The organism is Sulfitobacter pacificus, assembly GCF_030159975.1.
Classification (GTDB): Bacteria; Pseudomonadota; Alphaproteobacteria; order Rhodobacterales; family Rhodobacteraceae; genus Sulfitobacter; species Sulfitobacter pacificus.
Map to the genome: position 1 here is coordinate 1,746,689 of NZ_BSNL01000001.1, position 20,647 is coordinate 1,767,335.

General features: G+C 56.2%; 27 protein-coding genes. 3 read left to right on the plus strand and 24 right to left on the minus strand.

The features are described 5' to 3' along the window. Positions 1 to 3: 3 nt before the first annotated feature. The 24 genes from QQL78_RS08815 to QQL78_RS08930 all read right to left on the minus strand — a co-directional run bounded on the left by QQL78_RS08815 (position 4) and on the right by QQL78_RS08930 (position 19,023). Positions 4 to 1,566 (minus strand): NADH-quinone oxidoreductase subunit M, encoded by a 1,563-nt coding sequence (locus tag QQL78_RS08815; protein ID WP_284372564.1) that lies wholly within the window; start codon positions 1,564 to 1,566, stop codon positions 4 to 6. Then, entirely contained in the window at positions 1,566 to 3,665 is a 2,100-nt protein-coding gene (gene nuoL / locus QQL78_RS08820) for an NADH-quinone oxidoreductase subunit L (RefSeq protein WP_284372566.1), read from the minus strand. Before nuoL ends, QQL78_RS08815 begins: the two co-directional genes overlap by 1 nt. Positions 3,666 to 3,669: 4 nt before the next feature. After that, positions 3,670 to 3,975, minus strand: a complete 306-nt coding sequence (gene nuoK, locus QQL78_RS08825; protein WP_008553673.1) for an NADH-quinone oxidoreductase subunit NuoK — start codon at positions 3,973 to 3,975, stop codon at positions 3,670 to 3,672. Between the two features lie 74 nt (positions 3,976 to 4,049). Continuing rightward, positions 4,050 to 4,652 (minus strand): NADH-quinone oxidoreductase subunit J, encoded by a 603-nt coding sequence (locus QQL78_RS08830; protein ID WP_284372568.1) that lies wholly within the window; start codon positions 4,650 to 4,652, stop codon positions 4,050 to 4,052. Next, positions 4,649 to 5,080, minus strand: coding sequence for a carboxymuconolactone decarboxylase family protein (locus QQL78_RS08835; RefSeq protein WP_284372570.1), 432 nt, complete (start codon positions 5,078 to 5,080; stop codon positions 4,649 to 4,651). Before QQL78_RS08835 ends, QQL78_RS08830 begins: the two co-directional genes overlap by 4 nt. Further along, on the minus strand, positions 5,077 to 5,475 hold the full coding sequence (locus QQL78_RS08840; RefSeq protein WP_284372571.1) for a carboxymuconolactone decarboxylase family protein: 399 nt from the start codon (positions 5,473 to 5,475) through the stop codon (positions 5,077 to 5,079). Before QQL78_RS08840 ends, QQL78_RS08835 begins: the two co-directional genes overlap by 4 nt. Continuing rightward, positions 5,472 to 5,966, minus strand: a complete 495-nt coding sequence (nuoI, locus tag QQL78_RS08845; RefSeq protein WP_284372572.1) for an NADH-quinone oxidoreductase subunit NuoI — start codon at positions 5,964 to 5,966, stop codon at positions 5,472 to 5,474. Before nuoI ends, QQL78_RS08840 begins: the two co-directional genes overlap by 4 nt. Before the next feature lie 7 nt (positions 5,967 to 5,973). Continuing rightward, positions 5,974 to 7,008, minus strand: coding sequence for an NADH-quinone oxidoreductase subunit NuoH (gene nuoH, locus QQL78_RS08850; protein WP_037938963.1), 1,035 nt, complete (start codon positions 7,006 to 7,008; stop codon positions 5,974 to 5,976). Positions 7,009 to 7,014: 6 nt separating this feature from the next. Continuing rightward, a complete protein-coding gene (locus QQL78_RS08855) occupies positions 7,015 to 7,371 on the minus strand; it encodes a hypothetical protein (RefSeq protein WP_284375517.1) in 357 nt (118 codons plus the stop codon). A gap of 35 nt (positions 7,372 to 7,406) precedes the next feature. Next, positions 7,407 to 9,422: an NADH-quinone oxidoreductase subunit NuoG gene (gene nuoG / locus QQL78_RS08860; RefSeq protein ID WP_284372577.1), complete on the minus strand. Its 2,016-nt coding sequence runs from the start codon at positions 9,420 to 9,422 to the stop codon at positions 7,407 to 7,409. 4 nt (positions 9,423 to 9,426) lie between these two features. Next, entirely contained in the window at positions 9,427 to 9,828 is a 402-nt protein-coding gene (locus QQL78_RS08865; protein ID WP_284372611.1) for a DUF5333 domain-containing protein, read from the minus strand. 114 nt (positions 9,829 to 9,942) lie between these two features. Beyond that, positions 9,943 to 10,275, minus strand: coding sequence for a hypothetical protein (locus tag QQL78_RS08870; protein ID WP_284372613.1), 333 nt, complete (start codon positions 10,273 to 10,275; stop codon positions 9,943 to 9,945). A gap of 210 nt (positions 10,276 to 10,485) precedes the next feature. Next, a complete protein-coding gene (locus QQL78_RS08875) occupies positions 10,486 to 10,977 on the minus strand; it encodes a DUF3291 domain-containing protein (RefSeq protein ID WP_284372615.1) in 492 nt (163 codons plus the stop codon). Next, complete coding sequence (locus QQL78_RS08880; protein ID WP_284372616.1) at positions 10,974 to 11,390, minus strand: hypothetical protein; 417 nt, start codon at positions 11,388 to 11,390, stop codon at positions 10,974 to 10,976. Before QQL78_RS08880 ends, QQL78_RS08875 begins: the two co-directional genes overlap by 4 nt. Further along, positions 11,375 to 11,785, minus strand: coding sequence for an MAPEG family protein (locus tag QQL78_RS08885; protein ID WP_284372618.1), 411 nt, complete (start codon positions 11,783 to 11,785; stop codon positions 11,375 to 11,377). The genes QQL78_RS08880 and QQL78_RS08885 overlap by 16 nt, the downstream gene beginning before the upstream one ends. Further along, positions 11,782 to 13,077, minus strand: a complete 1,296-nt coding sequence (gene nuoF, locus QQL78_RS08890) for an NADH-quinone oxidoreductase subunit NuoF (RefSeq protein ID WP_284372620.1) — start codon at positions 13,075 to 13,077, stop codon at positions 11,782 to 11,784. Before nuoF ends, QQL78_RS08885 begins: the two co-directional genes overlap by 4 nt. Before the next feature lie 82 nt (positions 13,078 to 13,159). After that, positions 13,160 to 13,411, minus strand: a complete 252-nt coding sequence (locus QQL78_RS08895; RefSeq protein ID WP_284372622.1) for a DUF5337 domain-containing protein — start codon at positions 13,409 to 13,411, stop codon at positions 13,160 to 13,162. Positions 13,412 to 13,429: 18 nt separating this feature from the next. Next, positions 13,430 to 14,521, minus strand: coding sequence for a hypothetical protein (locus QQL78_RS08900; protein WP_489146842.1), 1,092 nt, complete (start codon positions 14,519 to 14,521; stop codon positions 13,430 to 13,432). Between the two features lie 34 nt (positions 14,522 to 14,555). Next, positions 14,556 to 15,764 (minus strand): NADH-quinone oxidoreductase subunit E, encoded by a 1,209-nt coding sequence (locus QQL78_RS08905; protein ID WP_284372626.1) that lies wholly within the window; start codon positions 15,762 to 15,764, stop codon positions 14,556 to 14,558. A 73-nt stretch (positions 15,765 to 15,837) separates the two neighbouring features. Beyond that, on the minus strand, positions 15,838 to 17,082 hold the full coding sequence (locus QQL78_RS08910; RefSeq protein WP_284372628.1) for an NADH-quinone oxidoreductase subunit D: 1,245 nt from the start codon (positions 17,080 to 17,082) through the stop codon (positions 15,838 to 15,840). Between the two features lie 261 nt (positions 17,083 to 17,343). Next, on the minus strand, positions 17,344 to 17,517 hold the full coding sequence (locus QQL78_RS08915; protein WP_284372630.1) for a hypothetical protein: 174 nt from the start codon (positions 17,515 to 17,517) through the stop codon (positions 17,344 to 17,346). Beyond that, on the minus strand, positions 17,517 to 18,125 hold the full coding sequence (locus tag QQL78_RS08920; RefSeq protein ID WP_284372632.1) for an NADH-quinone oxidoreductase subunit C: 609 nt from the start codon (positions 18,123 to 18,125) through the stop codon (positions 17,517 to 17,519). The genes QQL78_RS08915 and QQL78_RS08920 overlap by 1 nt, the downstream gene beginning before the upstream one ends. Further along, a complete protein-coding gene (locus tag QQL78_RS08925; protein WP_284372634.1) occupies positions 18,122 to 18,667 on the minus strand; it encodes a NuoB/complex I 20 kDa subunit family protein in 546 nt (181 codons plus the stop codon). The genes QQL78_RS08920 and QQL78_RS08925 overlap by 4 nt, the downstream gene beginning before the upstream one ends. Next, positions 18,658 to 19,023 carry an NADH-quinone oxidoreductase subunit A gene (locus QQL78_RS08930; protein WP_025045091.1) on the minus strand — a complete coding sequence of 122 codons (366 nt, stop codon included), beginning with the start codon at positions 19,021 to 19,023 and terminating at the stop codon, positions 18,658 to 18,660. Before QQL78_RS08930 ends, QQL78_RS08925 begins: the two co-directional genes overlap by 10 nt. A 278-nt stretch (positions 19,024 to 19,301) precedes the next feature. Here QQL78_RS08930 and QQL78_RS08935 point away from each other — a divergent pair, with 278 nt between their 5' ends. From QQL78_RS08935 to QQL78_RS08945, 3 genes are read left to right on the plus strand one after another with little or no spacing between them, the layout of a single operon-like run. Next, positions 19,302 to 19,652: a hypothetical protein gene (locus tag QQL78_RS08935; RefSeq protein WP_284372639.1), complete on the plus strand. Its 351-nt coding sequence runs from the start codon at positions 19,302 to 19,304 to the stop codon at positions 19,650 to 19,652. A gap of 5 nt (positions 19,653 to 19,657) precedes the next feature. Next, a complete protein-coding gene (locus tag QQL78_RS08940) occupies positions 19,658 to 20,197 on the plus strand; it encodes a hypothetical protein (RefSeq protein WP_284372641.1) in 540 nt (179 codons plus the stop codon). A gap of 13 nt (positions 20,198 to 20,210) precedes the next feature. Continuing rightward, positions 20,211 to 20,603 (plus strand): hypothetical protein, encoded by a 393-nt coding sequence (locus QQL78_RS08945; protein ID WP_284372643.1) that lies wholly within the window; start codon positions 20,211 to 20,213, stop codon positions 20,601 to 20,603. Positions 20,604 to 20,647: the final 44 nt, after the last annotated feature.

A 20,647-nucleotide genomic window follows, 5' to 3' on the forward strand; every position in this document is an offset into this window, starting at 1 on the left:
TCCTTAGTGTGAAGCAGCGGCGGATTGGACGGTGGTATCAGCCGCCTCTACCGCGCTTGCGTAATTCTCAACCAGCGCCGACACCGACGGTCCGATCATATCCAGCACCAGCGCCGGATAGACGCCCAACAACAGGGTCATCGCCACCAGCGGTGCCATAATCCATTTCTCGCGGGCGCTCATGTCCTTGATGCCCTTCAGACTCTCCTTGATCAGCTCACCCAGAACCACGCGGCGATACAACCACAAGGCATAGGCCGCAGAGAAGATCACCCCGGTTGCGGCCACGGCAGCCACCCAGGTGTTCACCTGGAAGACAGCAACCAATGTCAGGAATTCACCGACAAAACCAGAAGTGCCCGGCAGACCAACGTTGGCCATGGTGAAGAACAGGAAGATCAACGCGTAGACGGGCATCCGATTGACCAGACCACCATAGGCGTCAATCTCGCGGGTATGCATCCGATCATAGATAACGCCCACCGCAAGGAACAGCGCGCCTGAGATAAAGCCGTGGCTGATCATCTGGAAGATCGCGCCATCGACCCCCTGTTGGTTGGCAGCAAAGATACCCATGGTCACAAACCCCATATGGGCAACCGATGAATAGGCAATCAGCTTTTTCATGTCTTCCTGCACCAGTGCCACCAGCGAGGTATAGACAATCGCAATCGCCGACATCCACAGCACCAGGGGTGCCATCACGTCAGCCCCCACAGGGAACATCGGCAGCGAGAAACGCAGGAAACCGTAGCCGCCCATTTTCAACAGGATCGCCGCCAGCACCACCGAACCCGCGGTCGGGGCCTGCACGTGCGCATCGGGCAACCAAGTATGCACCGGCCACATCGGCATTTTCACCGCAAAGCTGGCAAAGAAGGCCAAGAACATCAGCGTTTGCATACCGCCGACGATCTGGATGCCGAGAACAGAGAAACTCTCATAGCCGAACTGGTGGTTCAGCAAGCTGATGTCACAGCCGCCGATACAGGTGGTGCCTGCATCCGCAAACATCGCCACCATGGCTACCAGCATCAAAACCGAACCAAGGAAGGTATAAAGGAAGAACTTGAAGCTCGCATAGATACGGTTCGCCCCGCCCCAAATACCGATGATCAGGAACATCGGGATCAGCCCGGCCTCAAAGAACAGGTAGAACAGGATCAGGTCCAGCGCCATGAAGACGCCCAGCATCAGCGTTTCCAGCAGCAGGAAGGCGATCATATATTCCTTGACCCGCTTGTCCACATTCCAGGAGGCGGCAATCACCAGCGGCATCATGAAGGTGGTCAGCATCACAAAGAGTACCGAAATGCCGTCAACGCCAAGCCGGTACTTCAACCCCAGCAGCCATTCGGCTTCGGTGACAAACTGGAAACCGGGATCCTGCGGATCAAATTCAAACAGCACAAACAGCGAGATCACAAATGTCGCCGTTGTGGTGATCAGCGCCAGCCACTTGGCATTACGCTGTGCCGCGGCATCGTCCCCGCGCAGGAAAATCGCCAGAATCGCAGCCGCCAAAGCCGGCAAAAACGTGATAATGGAAAGCAGGTGGGTATCCATTAGTGCGCCCCTCCGGACATCGTCATCCATGTCACCAGCACCGCGATGCCGATCACCATGGCGAAAGCATAGGTGAAGATATAGCCAGACTGCGCCTTACCGGCGAGCCGTGTGAAAAACGGGACAATGCTCATGGCAATGCCGTTCAGCGTACCGTCGATGACATTGCCATCGCCGCGCTTCCAGAAGAACCGGCCAATCGCCTTGGCAGGTCTGACAAAGATCACATCGTAAATCTCGTCAAAGTACCATTTGTTCAGGAAGAACTGATAAAGCGGCTGCTGGTTCTCGGCCAGACGTCTGGGTAGGCTTGGGTTCCAGATGTAGAACCACAGCGCCATGATCAGGCCAAACAACATCGCAATGAACGGGGCGACCTTGACCCATTTGGGGGCAGAATGCGCATCCTCAAGCACGTGGTTGTCCGGGCCAAAGTACAAGGCCCCCTCACCCGGCGCACCGCCAAAGGCCGCGTGATGCCCCTCTTCGCTGCCATGCCCATCCTCAGATTTGCCATGACTGTCTTCTGCGCCGTTGGCATGGTTGTCAGACCCTTCGGCCATTTCCACCAGCGGAATATTGTAGAAGTCAGCAACATATTTGTGATCACCAAAGAACGGCTTGAACCAGATCATTCCGGCAAAGATCGCTCCCAGCGCCAACACGCCCAAAGGCACCAACATTACCATCGGACTTTCATGGGCATGCTCATGCGTATGCTTGTCGCCACGCGCCGTGCCATAGAAAGTCAGGAAGATCAGACGCCAGCTGTAGAAGCTGGTCATCGCCGCAGCCACCACCAGCATCCAGAAACCATACATGGAACCACCGGCCCAAGCGCTTTCGATGATCGCATCTTTGGACAGGAAACCGGCAAAGCCGAAATGCGTCAGCGGGATACCAACACCGGTGATCGCCAAGGTACCGATCATCATCGCCGCAAAGGTGTAAGGGATCTTTTTGCGCAGCGCGCCATAGTTGCGCATGTCCTGCTCGTGGTGCATCGCGTGGATGACCGACCCGGCACCAAGGAACAACATCGCCTTAAAGAAAGCGTGGGTGAACAGGTGGAACATCGCGGCGGAATACATGCCAACCCCTGCTGCAACGAACATATAGCCCAGCTGCGAACAGGTGGAATAGGCGATAACGCGTTTAATGTCAGTCTGCACCAGCCCAACAGTCGCCGCAAAGAATGCTGTGGTGGCACCGATCACCGTCACAAACATCATAGCTTCGGGCGCAAACTCCATCAAAGGCGACATGCGGCACACGAGGAAGACACCCGCGGTCACCATGGTTGCGGCGTGGATCAAAGCGGAAACAGGTGTCGGCCCCTCCATCGCGTCCGGCAACCAGGTATGCAGGAACAGCTGTGCCGATTTACCCATCGCACCGACAAACAGCAGGAAGGCAATCAGGTTCGCCGCATTCCACTCTGTCCACAGAAAGCCAATGGTCTGTTCTGCCAGATCTGGGGCAGCAGCAAAAATATCATCAAACTTGATGCTGTCCGTCATAAAGTACAGCGCCATGATCCCCAGGATAAAGCCAAAGTCCCCCACCCGGTTGACCACAAAGGCCTTGATCGCGGCGGCATTGGCGCTGGGTTTTTTGTAGTAAAAGCCGATCAGCAGATAAGACGCGACGCCCACACCTTCCCAGCCAAAGAACATCTGGATCAGGTTGTCCGCAGTCACCAGCATCAACATCGCAAAGGTAAAGAATGACAGATAGGCAAAGAACCGTGCGCGGTATTTTTCACCCTCGCCGGTGAAATTCTCGTCATGTGCCATATAGCCAAAGGAATAGAGATGCACGAGCGCTGAAACCGTGGTCACCACAATCAACATGATCGCAGTCAGACGGTCCATGCGGATCGCCCAATCGGTGCTGAGCGTGCCGGATTCAATAAAGCGCAGGATCTGGATATGTTCGGTTGGGCCGTCCAGTGTCAGGAAAACAACCCAGGACAGGGCCGCCGCCAGAAACAACAAACCGGTTGTCAGCCATTGCGCGGCTGGCTCGCCGATGATCTTCCAGCCGAAACCGGCGATGATGGCACCAACAAGCGGGGCGAAGAGGATGATGGTTTCCATGTGGTTAGCCCTTCATCACATTGACATCCTCAACCGCGATCGTGCCACGGTTGCGGAAGAAACAAACAAGGATAGCAAGACCAATCGCGGCCTCTGCGGCGGCAACGGTCAGCACGAAAAGCGTAAAGACCTGCCCCACCAGATCCCCAAGGAAACTGGAAAAGGCGACCAGATTGATGTTCACCGCCAAGAGCATCAGTTCGATACTCATCAACAGGATGATCACGTTTTTCCGGTTCAGGAATAGCCCGAAGATGCCGATGACAAAAAGCGTTGCCGCCACTGTCAGGTAATGTTCAAGTCCGATCATCGTTCACTGTCTTTCCGTCGTTGTTCGTTTTCTTCAAAAGAAAACGGTAGGAATTTTCAAAAATTCCTGGTCCCTCAAAGCCCTTGCCCAGGCTTCACATCTTTCAATTCCATCGTTTTGGCCGGATCGCGCATCATCTGCGCAACCACGTCCTGACGTTTGACATCCACACGGTGGCGCAGGGTCAATACAATCGCACCGATCATCGCCACCAGCAGGATCAGACCCGCCAGTTGGAAGATCAGAAAATACTCATCATAAAGGATCAGACCCAATGCCGCAGTGTTCTGGACATCTACATCCGTCACCTGCGTACGCAGACCTTCAGCCGCCGCATTGCTTTCCCATGCACCAAACGCCATCACAAACTGCATCAGGATGATCATCCCGATCAGCAAGGCCAACGGCAGGTATTTGGCCATTTCGGCCTTCAATTCTGCAAAATCAACATCCAGCATCATAACGACAAACAGGAACAAGACCGCCACCGCGCCGACATAGACGATGATCAACAACATCGCGACAAATTCAGCCCCAAGCAGGACAAACAGCCCGGCTGACGACAGGAAAGACAGGATCAACCAGAGCACGGAATGCACCGGATTGCGGCTGACAACGGTGAACAATCCACCGGTAATCACGCAAATCGAAAACAGATAAAATGCAAAAACAATCATGCTTCGCCGCCCTTCATGTTGTCGCCCTTCATGTCGTTATCTTTCTCGTCCATGGCCTGATTGGCCAGTTCCGTTGCCCGGGTCATCGCCGGCAGCCCTGCAAAAACCGACATCTGCGCAATGGTTTCGGTCACATGCTGCCGGGTCGCCCCTGCCTCAATCGCATGGCGCACAGTCTGACGGATCGCAACATCATTTTGTGCGCCCTGCATTGTCAGCCCGGCCAGCGTCAGCAAAAGCCGCGTGCGCGCGTCCAGCCCCCCGGCGTTCAGCCCGTTGCCGAACATCATTTCCATCATGTCCTTGGGCATCGTGCCCATCATCGCCTCAAATACCTTGGGCGAAAACGCATCCATCCCCGGCATTGCCTTGGCCATTTCCTGCGCCTGCTTCATCATCGCTTCGAAAGGGTTGCTTTGATCACTCATGCGCTTTCCTCGGCTTCAAAAACCTCCAGGGCGGCATTCAATGCGTTGATCATCGCCGGAAACCCACCATAAAGCGTCATTTGAAAAATGATCTCGCTGATTTCCTCGCGGCTGGCACCGACGGCCCGCGCGCTGGCGATATTCACCTTCAACTGCGGCTTGGTCTGCCCGCCCAAAGCGGTCAAGGCAGCGATTGTCGCCAATAGCCGCGTCTTTTCATCAACCGTGCCCCGTGCATAGAACTGGCCATAGGCCACATCCACAACCGTATGCGCCAACCCGGGCACCAACGCGTCATAGCGCGCGCGCAACGCGTCTTCCATCCCAGGGTTCACCTGTTCGGAAAGCGCTTTGCCCCGCGCGTAGCTGTCAGTTTGTGGCGCATCAAGGCTCATCGGTAGGGCGCATCCATTTCAAGGTTGCGGGCAATCTCGGCTTCCCAGCGGGCACCATTGTCCAGCAGTTTATCCTTGTCGTAATAAAGCTCTTCACGGGTCTCTGTCGAAAACTCGAAGTTCGGCCCTTCGACAATCGCATCCACGGGACAGGCTTCCTGACAGAAACCGCAATAGATGCATTTGGTCATATCGATGTCGTAGCGCGTAGTGCGTCGGGACCCGTCATCGCGTGGTTCTGCATCAATCGTGATGGCCTGCGCAGGGCAAACCGCTTCGCACAGCTTGCACGCAATGCAGCGCTCTTCCCCGTTGGGATAACGGCGCAAGGCATGCTCGCCCCGGAAACGAGGGGAAAGCGGGCCCTTTTCATGGGGGTAGTTCAGCGTGACCTTGGGCGCGAAAAAGTAACGCATGCCCAGCAGGAAGCCTTTGACGTAGTCGGTCAGCAGGAAATATCCGGCTTTGCGGGAAAAATCGGTTTGACTCATATCATCCTCACATCGGCCAGCGGGCATAGATGCCCCAGAACCATTCGAATTTCGCCGCGAAGGCCACAAACACCACCCAGAATAATGAGAACGGCAGGAAGACTTTCCAGCCCAGACGCATCAGCTGATCATAGCGATAGCGCGGCGTGATCGCCTTAACCATCGAGAAGACAAAGAACACGCCCAGCATCTTGATGAACATCCAGAAGAACCCATCCGGCAAGAAGGCCACAGGCGACAACCAGCCCCCAAGGAACAGGAGCGACACCAGCGCACACATCAGCACGACGGCGACCAGTTCACCGATCATAAACAACAGGAACGGTGTGGAGGAATATTCAACCTGATATCCCGCAACCAGTTCTGATTCCGCTTCCGGCAAATCGAACGGGGGACGGTTGGTTTCAGCAAGCGCGCTGATGAAGAACAGGATCAGCATCGGGAAATGCGGCAGGAAGTACCAGTGCAGCAACCCGCCACCGCCCTCTTGGGCCGCAACAATCGCGCCGAAGTTCATTGACCCCGTAGAGATGATCACACCGATGATGATCAGACCGATCGACACCTCATAGGAAATCATCTGCGCGGCAGAGCGCAGCGATCCAAGGAAAGGGTATTTGGAGTTGGATGCCCAACCGCCCATGATCACGCCGTATACTTCAAGCGAAGAGATCGCGAAGACGTAGAGGATGGCCACATTGATATCAGCCAAAATCCAGTTTTCGTTAAACGGGATCACCGCCCAGGCAATCATCGCCATGACAAATGAAATCATCGGAGCAAGGAAGAACACCGCCCGGTCGGCACCGGCGGGCACAACAACCTCTTTCACGATGTATTTCAGGAAGTCCGCAAAGGATTGCAGCAGACCGAAAACGCCAACCACGTTGGGGCCACGGCGCATCATCACAGCGGCCCAGATCTTGCGGTCTGCATACATCAGGAACGCCAATGCCAACAGCAAAGGCACAACCAGCAGCAACACCTGCCCGACCAGCAAAAGCCCCATGCCGAGGCCGGTTTGTGTAAAGAATTCAACCATTGTTTCTCATACCCTCGGAATGCCCTTTTCGACGCAATGTGCAACGGTCACTTCGGCATCGATTGTCTTTATGCCACGTGGCAGGCTTGGCGAGATCGTATAAACAGCATCGCCCCGCCAAAGGCCAGCCTCTTGCGCCACATTTGTGCGCACATGTCTTGCGAATCCGTAGCCGCGAATAAGCGTATATTGCGCGGCGGCACATTCGGCGTAATCCGCCACGTCCTGACCGCTTTGCGCTTTGGTCATTGCCACGTTGAACTGCACCAGATCGCCATCCAGCAACGCGGTCTCTACCCCTTTGTATTCAGGGATAAAATCCGACGCCAACGGGGCCTGCGGTTCGCAAGCGCTTAACGTCATTGCCGCAGACGCAAGGGCAAAGGCGACCACCGTTCTCACTCAGCCGCCAGAGGGGCAGCGGCGCGTGCAGCGGCATTTGCGGAAAGTTCCGCCATCAATGCGCTGGCCCGTGCAATCGGGTTGCTCAGATAGAAGTCTGCAATGGCGGGCGTAAAGGGGGCGCTGCCAACATCACCGCGCGTCAGCGGCTGCCAATCGTTCGCGGGCACCTCATCAACATCTCCCAGATGCGGCACGTCTTTCACCAATGCCTTGCGCAGGGCTGCAATGGAATCATAAGGCAATGTCGCCTCCAGCTCCGCAGACAATGCCCGCAGGATGGCCCAGTTTTCCTTGGCCTGACCGGGTGCGAAACTTGCACGAGCCGCCAGTTGCGGACGCCCTTCGGTATTCACAAACAGACCGGGTTCTTCGGTATAGGCGGCACCGGGCAGAATGATATCCGCGCGATGTGCGCCGCGATCCCCGTGCGAACCTTGATAGATCACAAACGGTCCCGCCGGAATATCACCCTCATCCGCGCCAAGGTTATAGATCACATCCGCGCCCAGCACATCGGTGATGCCATCTTCGCTGGTTGCGCCAATGTCCATCGCGCCAACACGGCCCGCAGCAGTGTGCAGCACCATAAAGGTGGATTTAGTTGATTCGGCCAATGCCATCGCTTCGGCCAGAATGGCCGCGCCATCCTCGCGGCACAGGGCTGCCTGTCCGACGATGATCACAGAGGGCTTTTCCTGCACCTCGGAATGATCACGCGACAGCAACTCTGTCATCATCGCGGGATCTTCGCTGATGTGCATGGTTTCATAGGTCAGATCAGCCTTTGGCCCGATCACCCCAATACCACAGCCCTTGGTCCAGGCCTTGCGAATGCGCGCGTTCAACACTGGTGCTTCCACAGCCGGGTTCGCACCAATCAGCATGATGGCCTGTGCATTGTCCAGATCTTCAACCGTCGCGGTCCCAACATAGCCAGACCGGTTGCCAGCGGGCAATTTCGCACCATCGGTGCGGCATTCAACGGAACCGCCCTGCCCCTCGATCAGCGCTTTCAACGCATAGGCCGCTTCAACAGAGACCAGATCACCGACCAGACCGCCAACTTTCTTGCCCTTCATCGCCGCAGCCGCAGCAGCCAGCGCTTCGGGCCAGTCCGCTTTACGCAGCTTGCCGTTTTCGCGGATGTAGGGTGTATCCAGACGCTGGCGGCGCAGACCGTCCCAGACAAAGCGTGTCTTGTCGGAAATCCATTCCTCGTTCACGCCGTCATGGTTGCGCGGCAGAATCCGCATCACTTCGCGGCCCTTTGTATCTACACGGATGTTGGACCCCAGCGCATCCATCACATCGATGGATTCGGTCTTGGTCAGTTCCCATGGCCGCGCGGTAAAGGCATAGGGTTTAGACACCAAGGCCCCAACCGGGCACAAATCAATGATGTTGCCCTGCAGGTTCGAATCAAGTGTTTCGCCCAGATAGGATGTAATTTCGGCATCTTCACCGCGACCGGTCTGGCCCATCTTGTGAATGCCTGCCACTTCAGTGGTGAAACGGACGCAGCGCGTGCAGGAAATGCAGCGCGTCATATGGGTTTCAACCAGCGGGCCCAGATCCAGATCTTCGGTCGCCCGCTTTGGTTCGCGGTAGCGGGAGAAGTCGACGCCATAGGCCATCGCCTGATCCTGCAAATCACATTCACCGCCCTGATCGCAGATCGGGCAATCCAGCGGGTGGTTGATCAGCAGAAATTCCATCACCCCTTCACGGGCCTTTTTCACCATCGGTGAATTGGTTTTCACAACCGGCGGCTGGCCTTCGGGACCGGGGCGCAGATCCTTGACCTGCATGGCGCAGCTTGCGGCAGGCTTCGGCGGGCCGCCGACAACCTCGACCAGACACATGCGGCAGTTGCCCGCAATCGACAGACGTTCATGGTAACAAAACCGCGGGATTTCGACCTCCGCCTGCTCACACGCCTGAATGAGCGTCATCGCCCCCTCAGTCTCAACTTCTTTACCGTCGATGATGATCTTGCGCAGGTCGCTCATAGGTTCACTTTGCTCTTAGTAACGAACCGATCCGGCTCGATTTTTGAATCTCTTGCAGTCCTAGCGCACAATAGCTTTGCGGGTCGGAAGTATCGACCCCCCGTGCGCGGAAAAATGCGGCTGCTTTTGCCCGCAACCGGTCCTTTTCGACATCACTGTCCGTATAGGCGTCAATCTCGGCCTGAGTATAGCCCATGTCGCGGGCTTTTTTCTCCAAATTGCGCACATATCCGATCGCCTTGAACATCCGTGCGTTAATAACCGGACAATTTTTACGAATACGATCCGCAATCCCAAGGTCAAACAGCGCATCATCAATGGCCGCCACCTTGCTCAAAGGGGGTTTGGCCATCGTCGGGCTGGCCAAAAGGCTTGCGCCCAGAACTGCTGTAAGCAGAATTTTCATCACTCGGTTCCTCATGTGGTTGGCTGGATTTGCCCTGTCCCACATCGGTTGGGTCCCTTTGTTATGCAATAACAGGTCATTAACCCGTTCTCAACGCGCCCCTTATTGCCGATTTCACAGCTGAGGGCAAACCCCCTGAAACACCAGTGTATTATCGCTGATCTGCAACTCTTCCGGCGGTGTGTCGGGGCCGACAACCCAGGTGATTTTGGAACTGCCGTAGTTTTCCACGCAATAGGCCGTACCGGCATGGCGCCCTGCCTCCCGTGCCCCATCCAGTGAACGCGCCACATCGCGAATGCGTACGGAAAAGACATCTCTTTGCCCATCAACCTTGGCCACTTTCGTACGGAAGTAATGACCATCAAAGGCAATGCGGTCCTTGCTGCTGGTACAGCCGGCCAGCACCGCCAACACCAGGGCAATTGCCAAATAACCTGTTCTCATCTCTGCGCCCTCTTCAGTTCTGACCTGTGCAGGAGGTTTGTCGTGGTGCCGGTGCCCTGTGGGATTCGGAAGTTTTCATCAGCGCCTCTCCTACTCTGATCCGGGGTGTTCCCATTGTGGTCCCCATATTTGCTAAATTCGCGCCTCAGGCAACCTTTGTATCCAGGTGTACGTGGCTCTGATGTATTGTCGCCGCAAGTGCATATGTCCCTACCCGCATGATTTGCTGCGCCACAGTTGTGCGTCTTTAACTGCCGCCCAGCCAAAGGCCTGATCGCTGGCCCCATGTTGTTCCAGATGGCGGAAACGCGTCATCGCCTCGGCCATTGTAGGATGATGCCCAATGGGCACCCACCACATGGCAAAACGCAAGGCAGCGCCCATGTCATACCATTCCGCTTTGCGGTCATAGAACCTCTTATGCACCGTGTTCCAGACGAAATGCTCAAGGCTGGCCACATCTTCCCAAACACTTAACGTACTGGCCATACGCGGGTTGGCCCCCATATTGCCCGCGTCAGAGGTCTGTTCAAAGTGCATTTCCTCTTCTGGCAGCATCCAGACAAATCCGGGGCTGCGCATCGCTGCCGCATTCACCAGATCCAGACCGTTAACAAAATCCTGAACCCGTGGATCGTCCCAATCATATTTCAGGATGCCCAGATTTAGCTCGGCTAGGTGATGGCCTTCAGGGTGATTCATTCGGCAACAACTTTCAACATCTGTCCGACGGGCGTGCGCCACTCTGCTGCAGCATGTCCTGCGTCACAATAGTTCTGATGGGAGCTATCCTCTGTCAGATCATATTTCTCCGAAAACGCGATAAAGTAAGGCTCATAGCGTTGCGGATCTATTGGCGCAAAATGCTTGCCCTGATTGCGCGCGTGAATGCCCCTGTTGCTGAATTTTGCAATGAGCGCCCTCATGTGGCGATCAAACCCCGTATGATCAAAGGCAAGCCCCTCGCACCGCTCTGCAAACTGCCGTGCCATGAAGGATTGAAAATTCATCTCAACCGCAAACTCAGGTGCCGGTGCCTTGCCCTGCGCCTGAACCATTACCGGCAAGAAGGTTGCGATCAATGCGATCGAAAAGAGCTTCAGAAGACCGCCCATATCGCCGAAATTGCCAGGCCGATCATGCAGAGCCAGCCAATCACAAACATGGCCGACCGCATCGGCTGGTTTTCCGTCCCAATATGAACAACTGCCATGGCAATGCGCGCGGCAATGAAGATCGACGCCAGAAGATTAACCACAAACGGCGCAGCCCCGGCCAGAATCGCCGCCAGTGTCGCAGCAATGAAGGGGCCGGAAACCTCTACCGCATTGGCGAAAGCCCGTTCACGCCGGTACACCGGATTGGCATAGTCCCGAATGGGTTTGCCACAATCGCTTCGAGTTTCCGCCGTCCGCCCAACAGTCGACAGCCCGCCAAGAATAATCGACATCAACGCCCAAATGGCTAGGGCAGCAATGGCGTGGCTATACTCTGCGAATTGGTCAATCATTCCGCAGCCACCGCAGAAACACGACCCGTGCGCTTGTGTTTGATCCGGTCCTCGATCTCGTCACGGAAGTGGCGGATCAGACCCTGAATAGGCCAGGCCGCCGCATCGCCAAGCGCGCAAATCGTGTGGCCCTCAACCTGTTTGGTCACATCCAGTAGCATGTCGATTTCTTCCGGCTCTGCATCGCCTGTCACCAGACGGTCCATGACCCGCATCATCCAGCCGGTACCCTCGCGGCAGGGCGTACATTGCCCGCAGCTTTCATGCTTATAGAACTTCGCCAGCCGCCAGATCGCTTTGATCACATCGGTGGAGTTATCCATGACAATCACCGCCGCGGTGCCCAGACCCGAACGCTGCTCGCGCAGATAGTCGAAATCCATGATCGCATCTTTCATCTGTGCACCGGGGATCATCGGCACAGAAGAACCACCGGGGATCACGGCCTTGAGGTTGTCCCAGCCGCCGCGAATGCCGCCGCAATGGGTCTCGATCAACTCTTCAAAGGTGATCGACATCGCCTCTTCAACCACACAGGGGTTGTTCACATGCCCGCTGATCGCAAACAGCTTGGTACCGGCATTGTTCGGACGGCCAAAGCCGGCGAACCATTCCGGCCCGCGGCGCAGGATGGTTGGCACGACGGCAATCGATTCCACATTGTTCACTGTGGTCGGGCAGCCATAAAGACCCGCGCCTGCCGGGAACGGCGGTTTCATCCGGGGCATGCCCTTTTTGCCTTCAAGGCTTTCCAGCAGCGCGGTTTCCTCGCCACAGATATAGGCCCCCGCCCCATGCGCCAGATAGATGTCGAAATCCCAACCGGATTTACAGGCGTTCTTGCCGACCAAGCCTGCATCATAGGCTTCGTCAATCGCCGCTTGAAGCGCCTCGCGCTCGCGGATGTATTCGCCGCGAATGTAGATATAGCAGGCATGGGCGTTCATCGCGAAAGACGCAATCAGACAGCCCTCGATCAGCGTATGCGGATCGTGGCGCATGATCTCGCGGTCCTTACAGGTGCCCGGCTCTGATTCATCAGCGTTGATCACCAGATAGCTGGGGCGGCCATCGCTTTCCTTGGGCATGAAGGACCATTTCAAACCAGTCGGGAAGCCCGCACCACCGCGCCCGCGCAAACCGGATGCCTTCATCTGATCGACGATCCAAGGCGCACCCTTTTTGATGATATCCGCCGTGCCATCCCAATGGCCGCGACTTTGCGCACCTTTCAGCGTGCGGTCATGCATGCCGTAGATGTTGGTAAAAATGCGGTCCTGATCTGCAAGCATTGCTGCGCCCTATCTATTGTCATCGCGGCCCCTTCGGGCCGGTCTTTGGTATCTCGACCCGTCTTGCGGGCCGGTTAAACTTTCAGCGGCCCGACCTTTTGTCAGCCTGCCGCGCTTGCCACATCTGCCAGATCACCACCATCGCCCAAAACAGCGCGGCCAATGCGGCAAAATCAAACAGCAGCGAATAGCGCATTTCCAGCCCCAGCTTCGCCACCGAGAAATTCGCGATCACCCAAAGCACCATGGTAATCGCGATGACCAGACCCACCATCCGGCCTTTCCTTGCAAGGGCCTGATCCCGTGCAGAACCGTTGTTTTCCTGCTCGTTCACAATCAGGCCCGTTCCCTCTTAGGTCTTTTTACGCTTAGAGAACTCGGTCTCGCCGCCCTTGGCCAGGATCTTGGCCTGTGACATCCAGTCATCCCGTGCGATCCGGCCCTTGAAACGCAGACGTGCATCAACCCATTCGATTTCTTTCTTGCGCCAGCCGGCAACCTGATCAAAGCGGTAAATGCCCAGCTCGTTCAAGGTCTGCTCAAGCTTAGGGCCCACGCCACTGATCAGTTTCAGATCATCGCTGCCCTCTGGCGGTGCGGTCTCATAGACCAATGGCTTGCCATCCGCCGCCACAGGCGCGCGTTTCGTGGTTGCCTTTGCAGGGGCCTTGGCTGCCGTTGCCTTTGGTTTTGGTGCAGCCTTGGCCTTTGGTTCTGCCTTGGCTTTTGGAGCGGCTTTTGCAGCAGCGGTTTTGGCTTTTGGTGCGGCTTTCGCCTTGGCCGGTTTGGCCGTGCTTGCCGCAGCTTTCTTTGCAGTCGTCTTCTTTGGCGCGGCTTTCTCGGGGACCATATCCGCAGAGGCCGTTTCGGCTACCGCAGTTTTCTTGGCTGCCACTTTCTTTGCTGCAGGTTTCTTAGCAGCGGGTTTTGCCTCCGCGGCAGGGGCTTCGTATTTCCACGTACCTTTACGCGATGCCAGCTCTGCCTCCCCCGCAAGTGGGGTAGATGGTTTGATTTCTGCCGCCATCAAAGGTGCGGCAGGCGCGACCTCTCCGGCATCACCGGAAGACGTCGCAGATGTTGAGGTGGTTGCCGCCGAGCTAGCCACCGCAGCATGTGCCGATGGCGCGCTCGCATTGGTGGTTCCGGTGTCCCCGGTCACAGCACTTGCCACCGCCGGGCTGTTTTGACCAACATCAACCGGTCCACGGGTGACAGTGTCTGCTGCCGATGTATCCGCCCCCAATGATGCAGGGCTGTCCTTGCACATATATTGCGGTAGGAAATATGCCAGAAGCACACCGCCGATCAGACCCAGAACAAACGACCAAAAACCGCCCAAACCGAACAATTTGTACAGAAGTAGCATCAGTACAATTCCGGCTATGGCCGCAATAATCCAGCACATCGTTTTACATTCAGAACGTTTTTGCGTCTGTGTCATCGTCGTTTACATCCCCTATGGTGACCGCGTGATCTTACGCCTCGCCGTCATAACGCCCATCCGTGCGGGCTTTGGCCGAAAAGGCTGTTTCCTCACCGGCTGCTAGTTTCTGCGCCTGATCCACCCAAGTGTCCCGTGTCACACGGCCCTTGAACCCTTTCAGGTTCTCATCCGCCCAAGCCACTTCCGCCGCGCCCCATTTGGAGATTTGGTCAAAATGGAAAATGCCCATATCGTTTAACATGTTTTCCAGCTTGGGGCCTACACCCTTGATGAGTTTCAGATCATCCGGCCCCGATTTGCGCGGCGCTTTCATCATACGGGGCTTTTTGCCCGCACCCGCCGCTGGCTTATCCGCTTTTTTCGCAGAGCCAGAGGACACTGCGTTTTCAGGCTCCTCTTTGGAGACTGGTTTTGCTTTCGAGGTTGCAACGGCCTGTTGCTTGGTCACGCCGGTCTTATCCACCGGCTTGCCCGCCGCAGGTTTTGGCGATGTTGCCTTCTTGGCCGCTGGTTTGGTCCCGGCATTTGCCGGCTTGCCCTGCCATGGCGTCAGCAAAGGCACTTCCGTGCCGTCAATCCGCTTGACTGTGTCGCCAATATCAACCGCCAGCTGAACCGATGCATTATACTGTGTCTTGCCGCTTTCAAATTCCGTGAGGCTGGACAGGCCCGAGGCTGGTTCAGCCGCGTAACGGCCGTTCTGCGGGCCGGGTGTGGGCACTTTGCCTGCGGACAAATCGTCCAGCAACGCGCGCAGCTTGTCGGCGGTCAGATCTTCGTAATAATCCTTGCCGATCTGGGCCATGGGCGCATTGGCGCACGCCCCCAGACATTCAACTTCCTCCCAGGAGAACTTGCCATCCGCTGACAACACATGGGCCTGATCCGCGATTTTCTCACGGCAGACCGCCACAAGATCCTCGGCCCCGCAAATCATGCAGGTCGTTGTGCCGCAAATCTGGATATGCGCAACAGAACCAACCGGTTGCAGCTGGAACATAAAGTAGAAGGTCGCCACCTCAAGACCACGAATATAGGCCAGCCCCAGCATTTCCGACACGTGTTCAATTGCCGGACGGGTCAACCACCCCTCTTGCTCCTGTGCGCGCCAGAGCAGTGGAATGATCGCCGAGGCCTGACGGCCCTCTGGATATTTGGTGATCTGCGCTTCGGCCCATGCCTGATTGGCGGGGGTAAAGGCGAATGCCTGCGGTTGGTCTGGGTGTAGTCGGCGGAGCATGAATCCTAGCCTTCGTATCTGATGGCGGCGCACCGCCCGGTATTTTCAAAAAGGGAATGCAGCGGCGGCTGCATCACCTGTCAATCTCTCCAAAGACCACGTCCATCGTACCGATAATCGCAGCAACATCAGCCAGTTGGTGGCCTTTGCTCACGTGATCCATCGCTTGCAGATGCAGGAACCCCGGGGCGCGGATTTTGCAGCGGTAAGGTTTGTTGCTGCCGTCCGCCACGAGGTAGACGCCGAATTCGCCCTTGGGGGCCTCAACCGCGCAATAGACTTCACCCTCGGGCACGTGGAACCCTTCGGTATAAAGCTTGAAGTGGTGGATCAGGCTTTCCATGTCGGTCTTCATCGCGGTGCGTGATGGCGGTGTGATCTTGCCACGGGCCAGCACATCCCCCTGCCCTTCGGGCGCGTTCAGCTTCACGATGGCCTGCTGAATGATATGCACCGACTGGCGCATCTCTTCCATACGGCAGAGATAGCGATCAAAGCAGTCGCCGTTCTTGCCAACCGGAATTTCGAACTCGAATTCGTCGTAACATTCATAGGGCTGCGAGCGGCGCAAATCCCAGGCAAGGCCGGAGCCGCGCACCATCACACCGGAAAACCCGTAGTTCAGAATGTCATCTTCAGTGACAATGCCAATATCAACATTGCGCTGTTTGAAAATCCGGTTTTCGGTCAGCAACTCATCGATATCGACCATAAACTTGGTCATGAACTGTTCGGACCATGCCTGAATATCATCCAGCAAACCGGCTGGCAGATCCTGATGCACACCGCCGGGGCGGAAATAGGCCGCGTGCAGACGGGCACCGCAGACGCGTTCGTAGAAGACCATCAGCTGTTCGCGCTCTTCAAAGCCCCAAAGCGGCGGGGTCAGTGCGCCCACGTCCAGCGCCTGCGTCGTGACGTTCAGCAAGTGGTTGAGAACACGACCGATTTCACAGAACAACACGCGGATCAGGCTGGCACGACGCGGTACAACCGTGTCGGTCAGTTTCTCGATCGCCAAGCACCAGGCATGTTCCTGATTCATCGGGGCCACATAATCCAGCCGGTCGAAGTACGGCAGGTTTTGCAGGTACGTCCGGCTCTCCATCAGCTTTTCAGTGCCACGGTGCAGCAGACCGATATGCGGGTCGCAACGCTCTACGATCTCGCCGTCCAGCTCAAGCACCAGACGCAGAACACCGTGGGCCGCAGGGTGCTGCGGGCCAAAGTTGATGTTGAAGTTACGGATCCTCTGTTCACCCGTGACGGCATCTGTCGAACCGTCATCATAGGTGTTCACGCGAATATCGCCGTCCATTATTTCAGCACCTTCTTGTAAGAGTGGGTTCGTAAAATGATCCGATATGTGCTCCAGATCAGAATCGGGGCGAGAATAGTAGCTGTAAACAGAAGCAACCCACCGCCTGTCAAAAAGAGAAGCAAGAAATAGTCAGTAGTGGAGATCATTTCCGCCCCTTCAACTGCTTGTCCACTGGCCGCTCTTCATCCGCGGCAACGCGAATGGGCTGCTCCTGACGCTGACCAAACAGCTTGGCTATCATCTCTTCAAGAAGGTCAATCATAGCTTCTCCAATTCTTGCAGCTTCATGCCCATCCACCACAGCAGGGCCACAGGGCCGAGTGGGATCAGACAGACTGCTGCCCAGTATTTGTTGATACCGAAATGCGGCAACAGTTTCAGCATGGGGATCGCTGTCAGCGCCGACATCACAAGCCACCAGAAACCGCCCATTACTTGGCACCTTCCGCTTTATCATCACCGGGCAGGATGTACTCCGCCCCCTCCCATGGTGACATAAAGTCGAACTGACGGTATTCCTGCACCAGTGACACCGGTTCATAGACCACCCGCTTTTGCGCTTCGTCATAACGCACTTCGGTATAGCCCGTGGTTGGGAAGTCCTTGCGCAGCGGGAAGCCGCGGAAACCATAGTCGGTCAGGATGCGACGCAGATCGGGATGGCCGGAAAACAGGATGCCGAACATGTCGAAAATCTCGCGTTCGAACCAGTTGGCCGACGGGTGCACATCGACCAGCGACGGCACCATATCCTTTTCACGCACCGCAACACGCAGACGGATACGGTGGTTCTGGTACATGCTCAGCAGGTGGTACACCACATCAAAACGTTTCGCCCGCCCCGCATAATCCACCGCCGTGATATCCACGAGCGTCGAGAAACGGCAGGTGGCATCGCCTTTCAGAAAATCCACCAGCCCGGCAATATTGCCCAGCGTGACATTGAGGTTCAGCTCACCCTTGGTGACGTCCCATGACAGCACACAATCGGGGCGCTTCGCCTCGATATAGGCACCCAGTTCGTTCAGTGCGTCACTCATCGTACGATTGTCCCTGTCCGACGCATCTTTTTCTGCAATTGCAGGATGCCATACAACAACGCCTCTGCCGTGGGTGGGCAGCCGGGCACATAGATGTCTACCGGTACAATCCGGTCACAGCCCCGCACAACGCTGTAGGAATAGTGATAATAGCCGCCGCCATTCGCGCAGGATCCCATAGAGATCACATAGCGCGGTTCTGGCATCTGATCGTAAACCTTGCGCAAAGCCGGCGCCATTTTGTTGGTCAGCGTGCCGGCCACGATCATCAAATCCGACTGGCGCGGGCTGGCCCGTGGCGCCGTCCCGAACCGTTCAAGGTCATAGCGCGGCATAGAGGTGTGCATCATTTCAACCGCACAGCAGGCCAACCCGAAGGTCATCCAGTGCAGCGAACCGGTGCGCGCCCAGTTGATCACATCCGCCGAGGACGTGACCAGAAAACCCTTGTCCTGCAAAGCTGCGTTCAGCTCTTGCGTGGCAACCTCGCGGTCCGGCCCGGCGGTATAGCCGCCTGCGACTCCTGCGTCTGTTACTGCCATTCCAGCGCCCCTTTCTTCCACTCATATGCAAAGCCTGCGGTCAGCACGCCAAGGAACACCATCATCGACCAGAACCCGACCATAGAGATGTCTTTAAACGCGACGGCCCAAGGGAACAGAAAGGCGATTTCGAGGTCGAAAATAATGAATAGAATTGACACCAAGTAGAAGCGCACATCGAATTTCATCCGCGCATCATCAAAGGCGTTGAACCCGCATTCATATGCAGACACTTTTTCAGGGTCCGGATTGCGCACCGCCAGAACCACGGCTGCAAGGATCAGGACGAGGCCCAAACCGATGGCAACAGCCAGAAAAACAAGGATAGGCAGGTATTCCCGCAGCATATCGTCCAAGGGAGGCTCCTTTTGGCTTTGCCGCTCGGATCACGTCAGAGCGGCGGCATAACAGACGTTAAAATGGGTCTAAACCCAAGTGCCGACAGGGTCAACGGGATGGCGATGGGAAAAGGCGGCGTAATGGGGCTTCGCGCCCCGTTGATTTCAATGTTGCAATTTTAGGGAGAGTAAGCTCTATTTCTCGGTAGAGCCTACTGACAAGTCTTCAGGCGGCGATGTCAATTTTTGATCCAACTACTTCCGCAAGATCGAACAAATCCCCAAAGGAGCACCTCTTGTTGAAGATTTCAGCCCAGCAAAAGGCAGATTTTCAAGAGATTGAAGACCAGAGGATGATCCGTGACATTGCCGCCTATCTTAACCGGCTAGAGCCCGACGCTGCCCCGCCCTTTACCGATGAAGAAACTCTTTCGACAGCACGCGACAGCTATCATCGTGGTCGGCAACTTGGCCTGCATTGGAAAAACAGCCTGTGCCTTTTCTCCTTCCTTGTGCGCGCGACGGGGGGCCAGGCGCTAACTGAACCGGTTGTCGAAGATGCGCTTACTGAATCCGGCGTTGATCCGCACCACGCATTGGATGAAATTCTGGAAGTATTCAAAATTTCTGATCGCGCTGAGATATAACAACAATGGCTTTTCCCGCTGTTGTCGCCGGTGTCTGGCTGTATCGCGGTTACCGTGCATACCGCGGTTACAGGGCGCTGCAGGCCGCTCGGCGGCTTGCCGAAGCCGCAGAGCAACTTGCTGCCCCGGCCGCCGCAGGGACTGCGGTGCTCACGGCCAATCAAGCCGCAGAGCAGGCGCAGGAGGAGTCGACCGCCGAAGAACGCACTACCTCAGACTGGTGTGCCACCTGCGAGGATCCCGATTGCCGCAACAAGGGCGACCAGATACGGCAGCGGGTTGAAGAACTTCAATCGCGCGCGAATGACATGCTGCGCGACGAACACAATCTGTTTCAGAACCACTATGCTCTTGAGGATGCTCTGTTTATTGACGGCGCCAAGATCGGGTCCTGGGTTGGACATCTGATGCAATATGATGCAAAGCAACGCAATCTAGCCAAACTGATGCGTGAATATGACAAGTTGGGATGTCCGGAAATGGCCGGAGATGCCGCAGAAGACTGGGCTACACGCCCACCTCCCGATGGCCCCGCAACCGGATAGAAAAGGAAAGCATATGAAAGCCGACAAAGCGCTCCTTGAACAAGAAGTCATCGCAGCTTTGCGCCAGCACGATGGCGGTCTTTGGTGCGAGGTGCAGGGCGAATTGCAAGAGAGCTATGACGAGTTTGCGCTTTGGGTACTGCTTTTCGAAGACAGTGACCCACAAGAAAGTCACCGCGGCTTTTGCAACATTGTGGCCCCCTTCATGACGCAACTGGAGCCTGCTCAATTCACCGTCAGCTATACAGTTCTGACAGATATTTTTGATATCTCGGTGGACACCCTAATGAGCAACGATGAGATCAAGGCCGCCGTCAGTAGTCCGACCTTTGCAAAAACCGTCATGACACGCGCCCGTGGCCCTCTATCGCCGTTCACGTCTAAGCTCTCTGGCAATCGACCCTAAAGCACTTCGACGAAACCGCGACAACTGAGCATCACTCAACGCGT

What these genes read in the sequence shown, in the direction of transcription:
- QQL78_RS08815 (WP_284372564.1), bottom strand. Translation starts at nt 1,566, where the DNA reads ATGGATACCCACCTGCTTTCCATTATCACGTTTTTGCCGGCTTTGGCG.
- nuoL (WP_284372566.1), bottom strand. Translation starts at nt 3,665, where the DNA reads ATGGAAACCATCATCCTCTTCGCCCCGCTTGTTGGTGCCATCATCGCC.
- nuoK (WP_008553673.1), bottom strand. Translation starts at nt 3,975, where the DNA reads ATGATCGGACTTGAACATTACCTGACAGTGGCGGCAACGCTTTTTGTC.
- QQL78_RS08830 (WP_284372568.1), bottom strand. Translation starts at nt 4,652, where the DNA reads ATGATTGTTTTTGCATTTTATCTGTTTTCGATTTGCGTGATTACCGGT.
- QQL78_RS08835 (WP_284372570.1), bottom strand. Translation starts at nt 5,080, where the DNA reads ATGAGTGATCAAAGCAACCCTTTCGAAGCGATGATGAAGCAGGCGCAG.
- QQL78_RS08840 (WP_284372571.1), bottom strand. Translation starts at nt 5,475, where the DNA reads ATGAGCCTTGATGCGCCACAAACTGACAGCTACGCGCGGGGCAAAGCG.
- nuoI (WP_284372572.1), bottom strand. Translation starts at nt 5,966, where the DNA reads ATGAGTCAAACCGATTTTTCCCGCAAAGCCGGATATTTCCTGCTGACC.
- nuoH (WP_037938963.1), bottom strand. Translation starts at nt 7,008, where the DNA reads ATGGTTGAATTCTTTACACAAACCGGCCTCGGCATGGGGCTTTTGCTG.
- QQL78_RS08855 (WP_284375517.1), bottom strand. Translation starts at nt 7,371, where the DNA reads ATGACGTTAAGCGCTTGCGAACCGCAGGCCCCGTTGGCGTCGGATTTT.
- nuoG (WP_284372577.1), bottom strand. Translation starts at nt 9,422, where the DNA reads ATGAGCGACCTGCGCAAGATCATCATCGACGGTAAAGAAGTTGAGACT.
- QQL78_RS08865 (WP_284372611.1), bottom strand. Translation starts at nt 9,828, where the DNA reads ATGAAAATTCTGCTTACAGCAGTTCTGGGCGCAAGCCTTTTGGCCAGC.
- QQL78_RS08870 (WP_284372613.1), bottom strand. Translation starts at nt 10,275, where the DNA reads ATGAGAACAGGTTATTTGGCAATTGCCCTGGTGTTGGCGGTGCTGGCC.
- QQL78_RS08875 (WP_284372615.1), bottom strand. Translation starts at nt 10,977, where the DNA reads ATGAATCACCCTGAAGGCCATCACCTAGCCGAGCTAAATCTGGGCATC.
- QQL78_RS08880 (WP_284372616.1), bottom strand. Translation starts at nt 11,390, where the DNA reads ATGGGCGGTCTTCTGAAGCTCTTTTCGATCGCATTGATCGCAACCTTC.
- QQL78_RS08885 (WP_284372618.1), bottom strand. Translation starts at nt 11,785, where the DNA reads ATGATTGACCAATTCGCAGAGTATAGCCACGCCATTGCTGCCCTAGCC.
- nuoF (WP_284372620.1), bottom strand. Translation starts at nt 13,077, where the DNA reads ATGCTTGCAGATCAGGACCGCATTTTTACCAACATCTACGGCATGCAT.
- QQL78_RS08900 (WP_489146842.1), bottom strand. Translation starts at nt 14,521, where the DNA reads ATGACACAGACGCAAAAACGTTCTGAATGTAAAACGATGTGCTGGATT.
- QQL78_RS08905 (WP_284372626.1), bottom strand. Translation starts at nt 15,764, where the DNA reads ATGCTCCGCCGACTACACCCAGACCAACCGCAGGCATTCGCCTTTACC.
- QQL78_RS08910 (WP_284372628.1), bottom strand. Translation starts at nt 17,082, where the DNA reads ATGGACGGCGATATTCGCGTGAACACCTATGATGACGGTTCGACAGAT.
- QQL78_RS08915 (WP_284372630.1), bottom strand. Translation starts at nt 17,517, where the DNA reads ATGGGCGGTTTCTGGTGGCTTGTGATGTCGGCGCTGACAGCGATCCCC.
- QQL78_RS08920 (WP_284372632.1), bottom strand. Translation starts at nt 18,125, where the DNA reads ATGAGTGACGCACTGAACGAACTGGGTGCCTATATCGAGGCGAAGCGC.
- QQL78_RS08925 (WP_284372634.1), bottom strand. Translation starts at nt 18,667, where the DNA reads ATGGCAGTAACAGACGCAGGAGTCGCAGGCGGCTATACCGCCGGGCCG.
- QQL78_RS08940 (WP_284372641.1), top strand. Translation starts at nt 19,658, where the DNA reads ATGGCTTTTCCCGCTGTTGTCGCCGGTGTCTGGCTGTATCGCGGTTAC.
- QQL78_RS08945 (WP_284372643.1), top strand. Translation starts at nt 20,211, where the DNA reads ATGAAAGCCGACAAAGCGCTCCTTGAACAAGAAGTCATCGCAGCTTTG.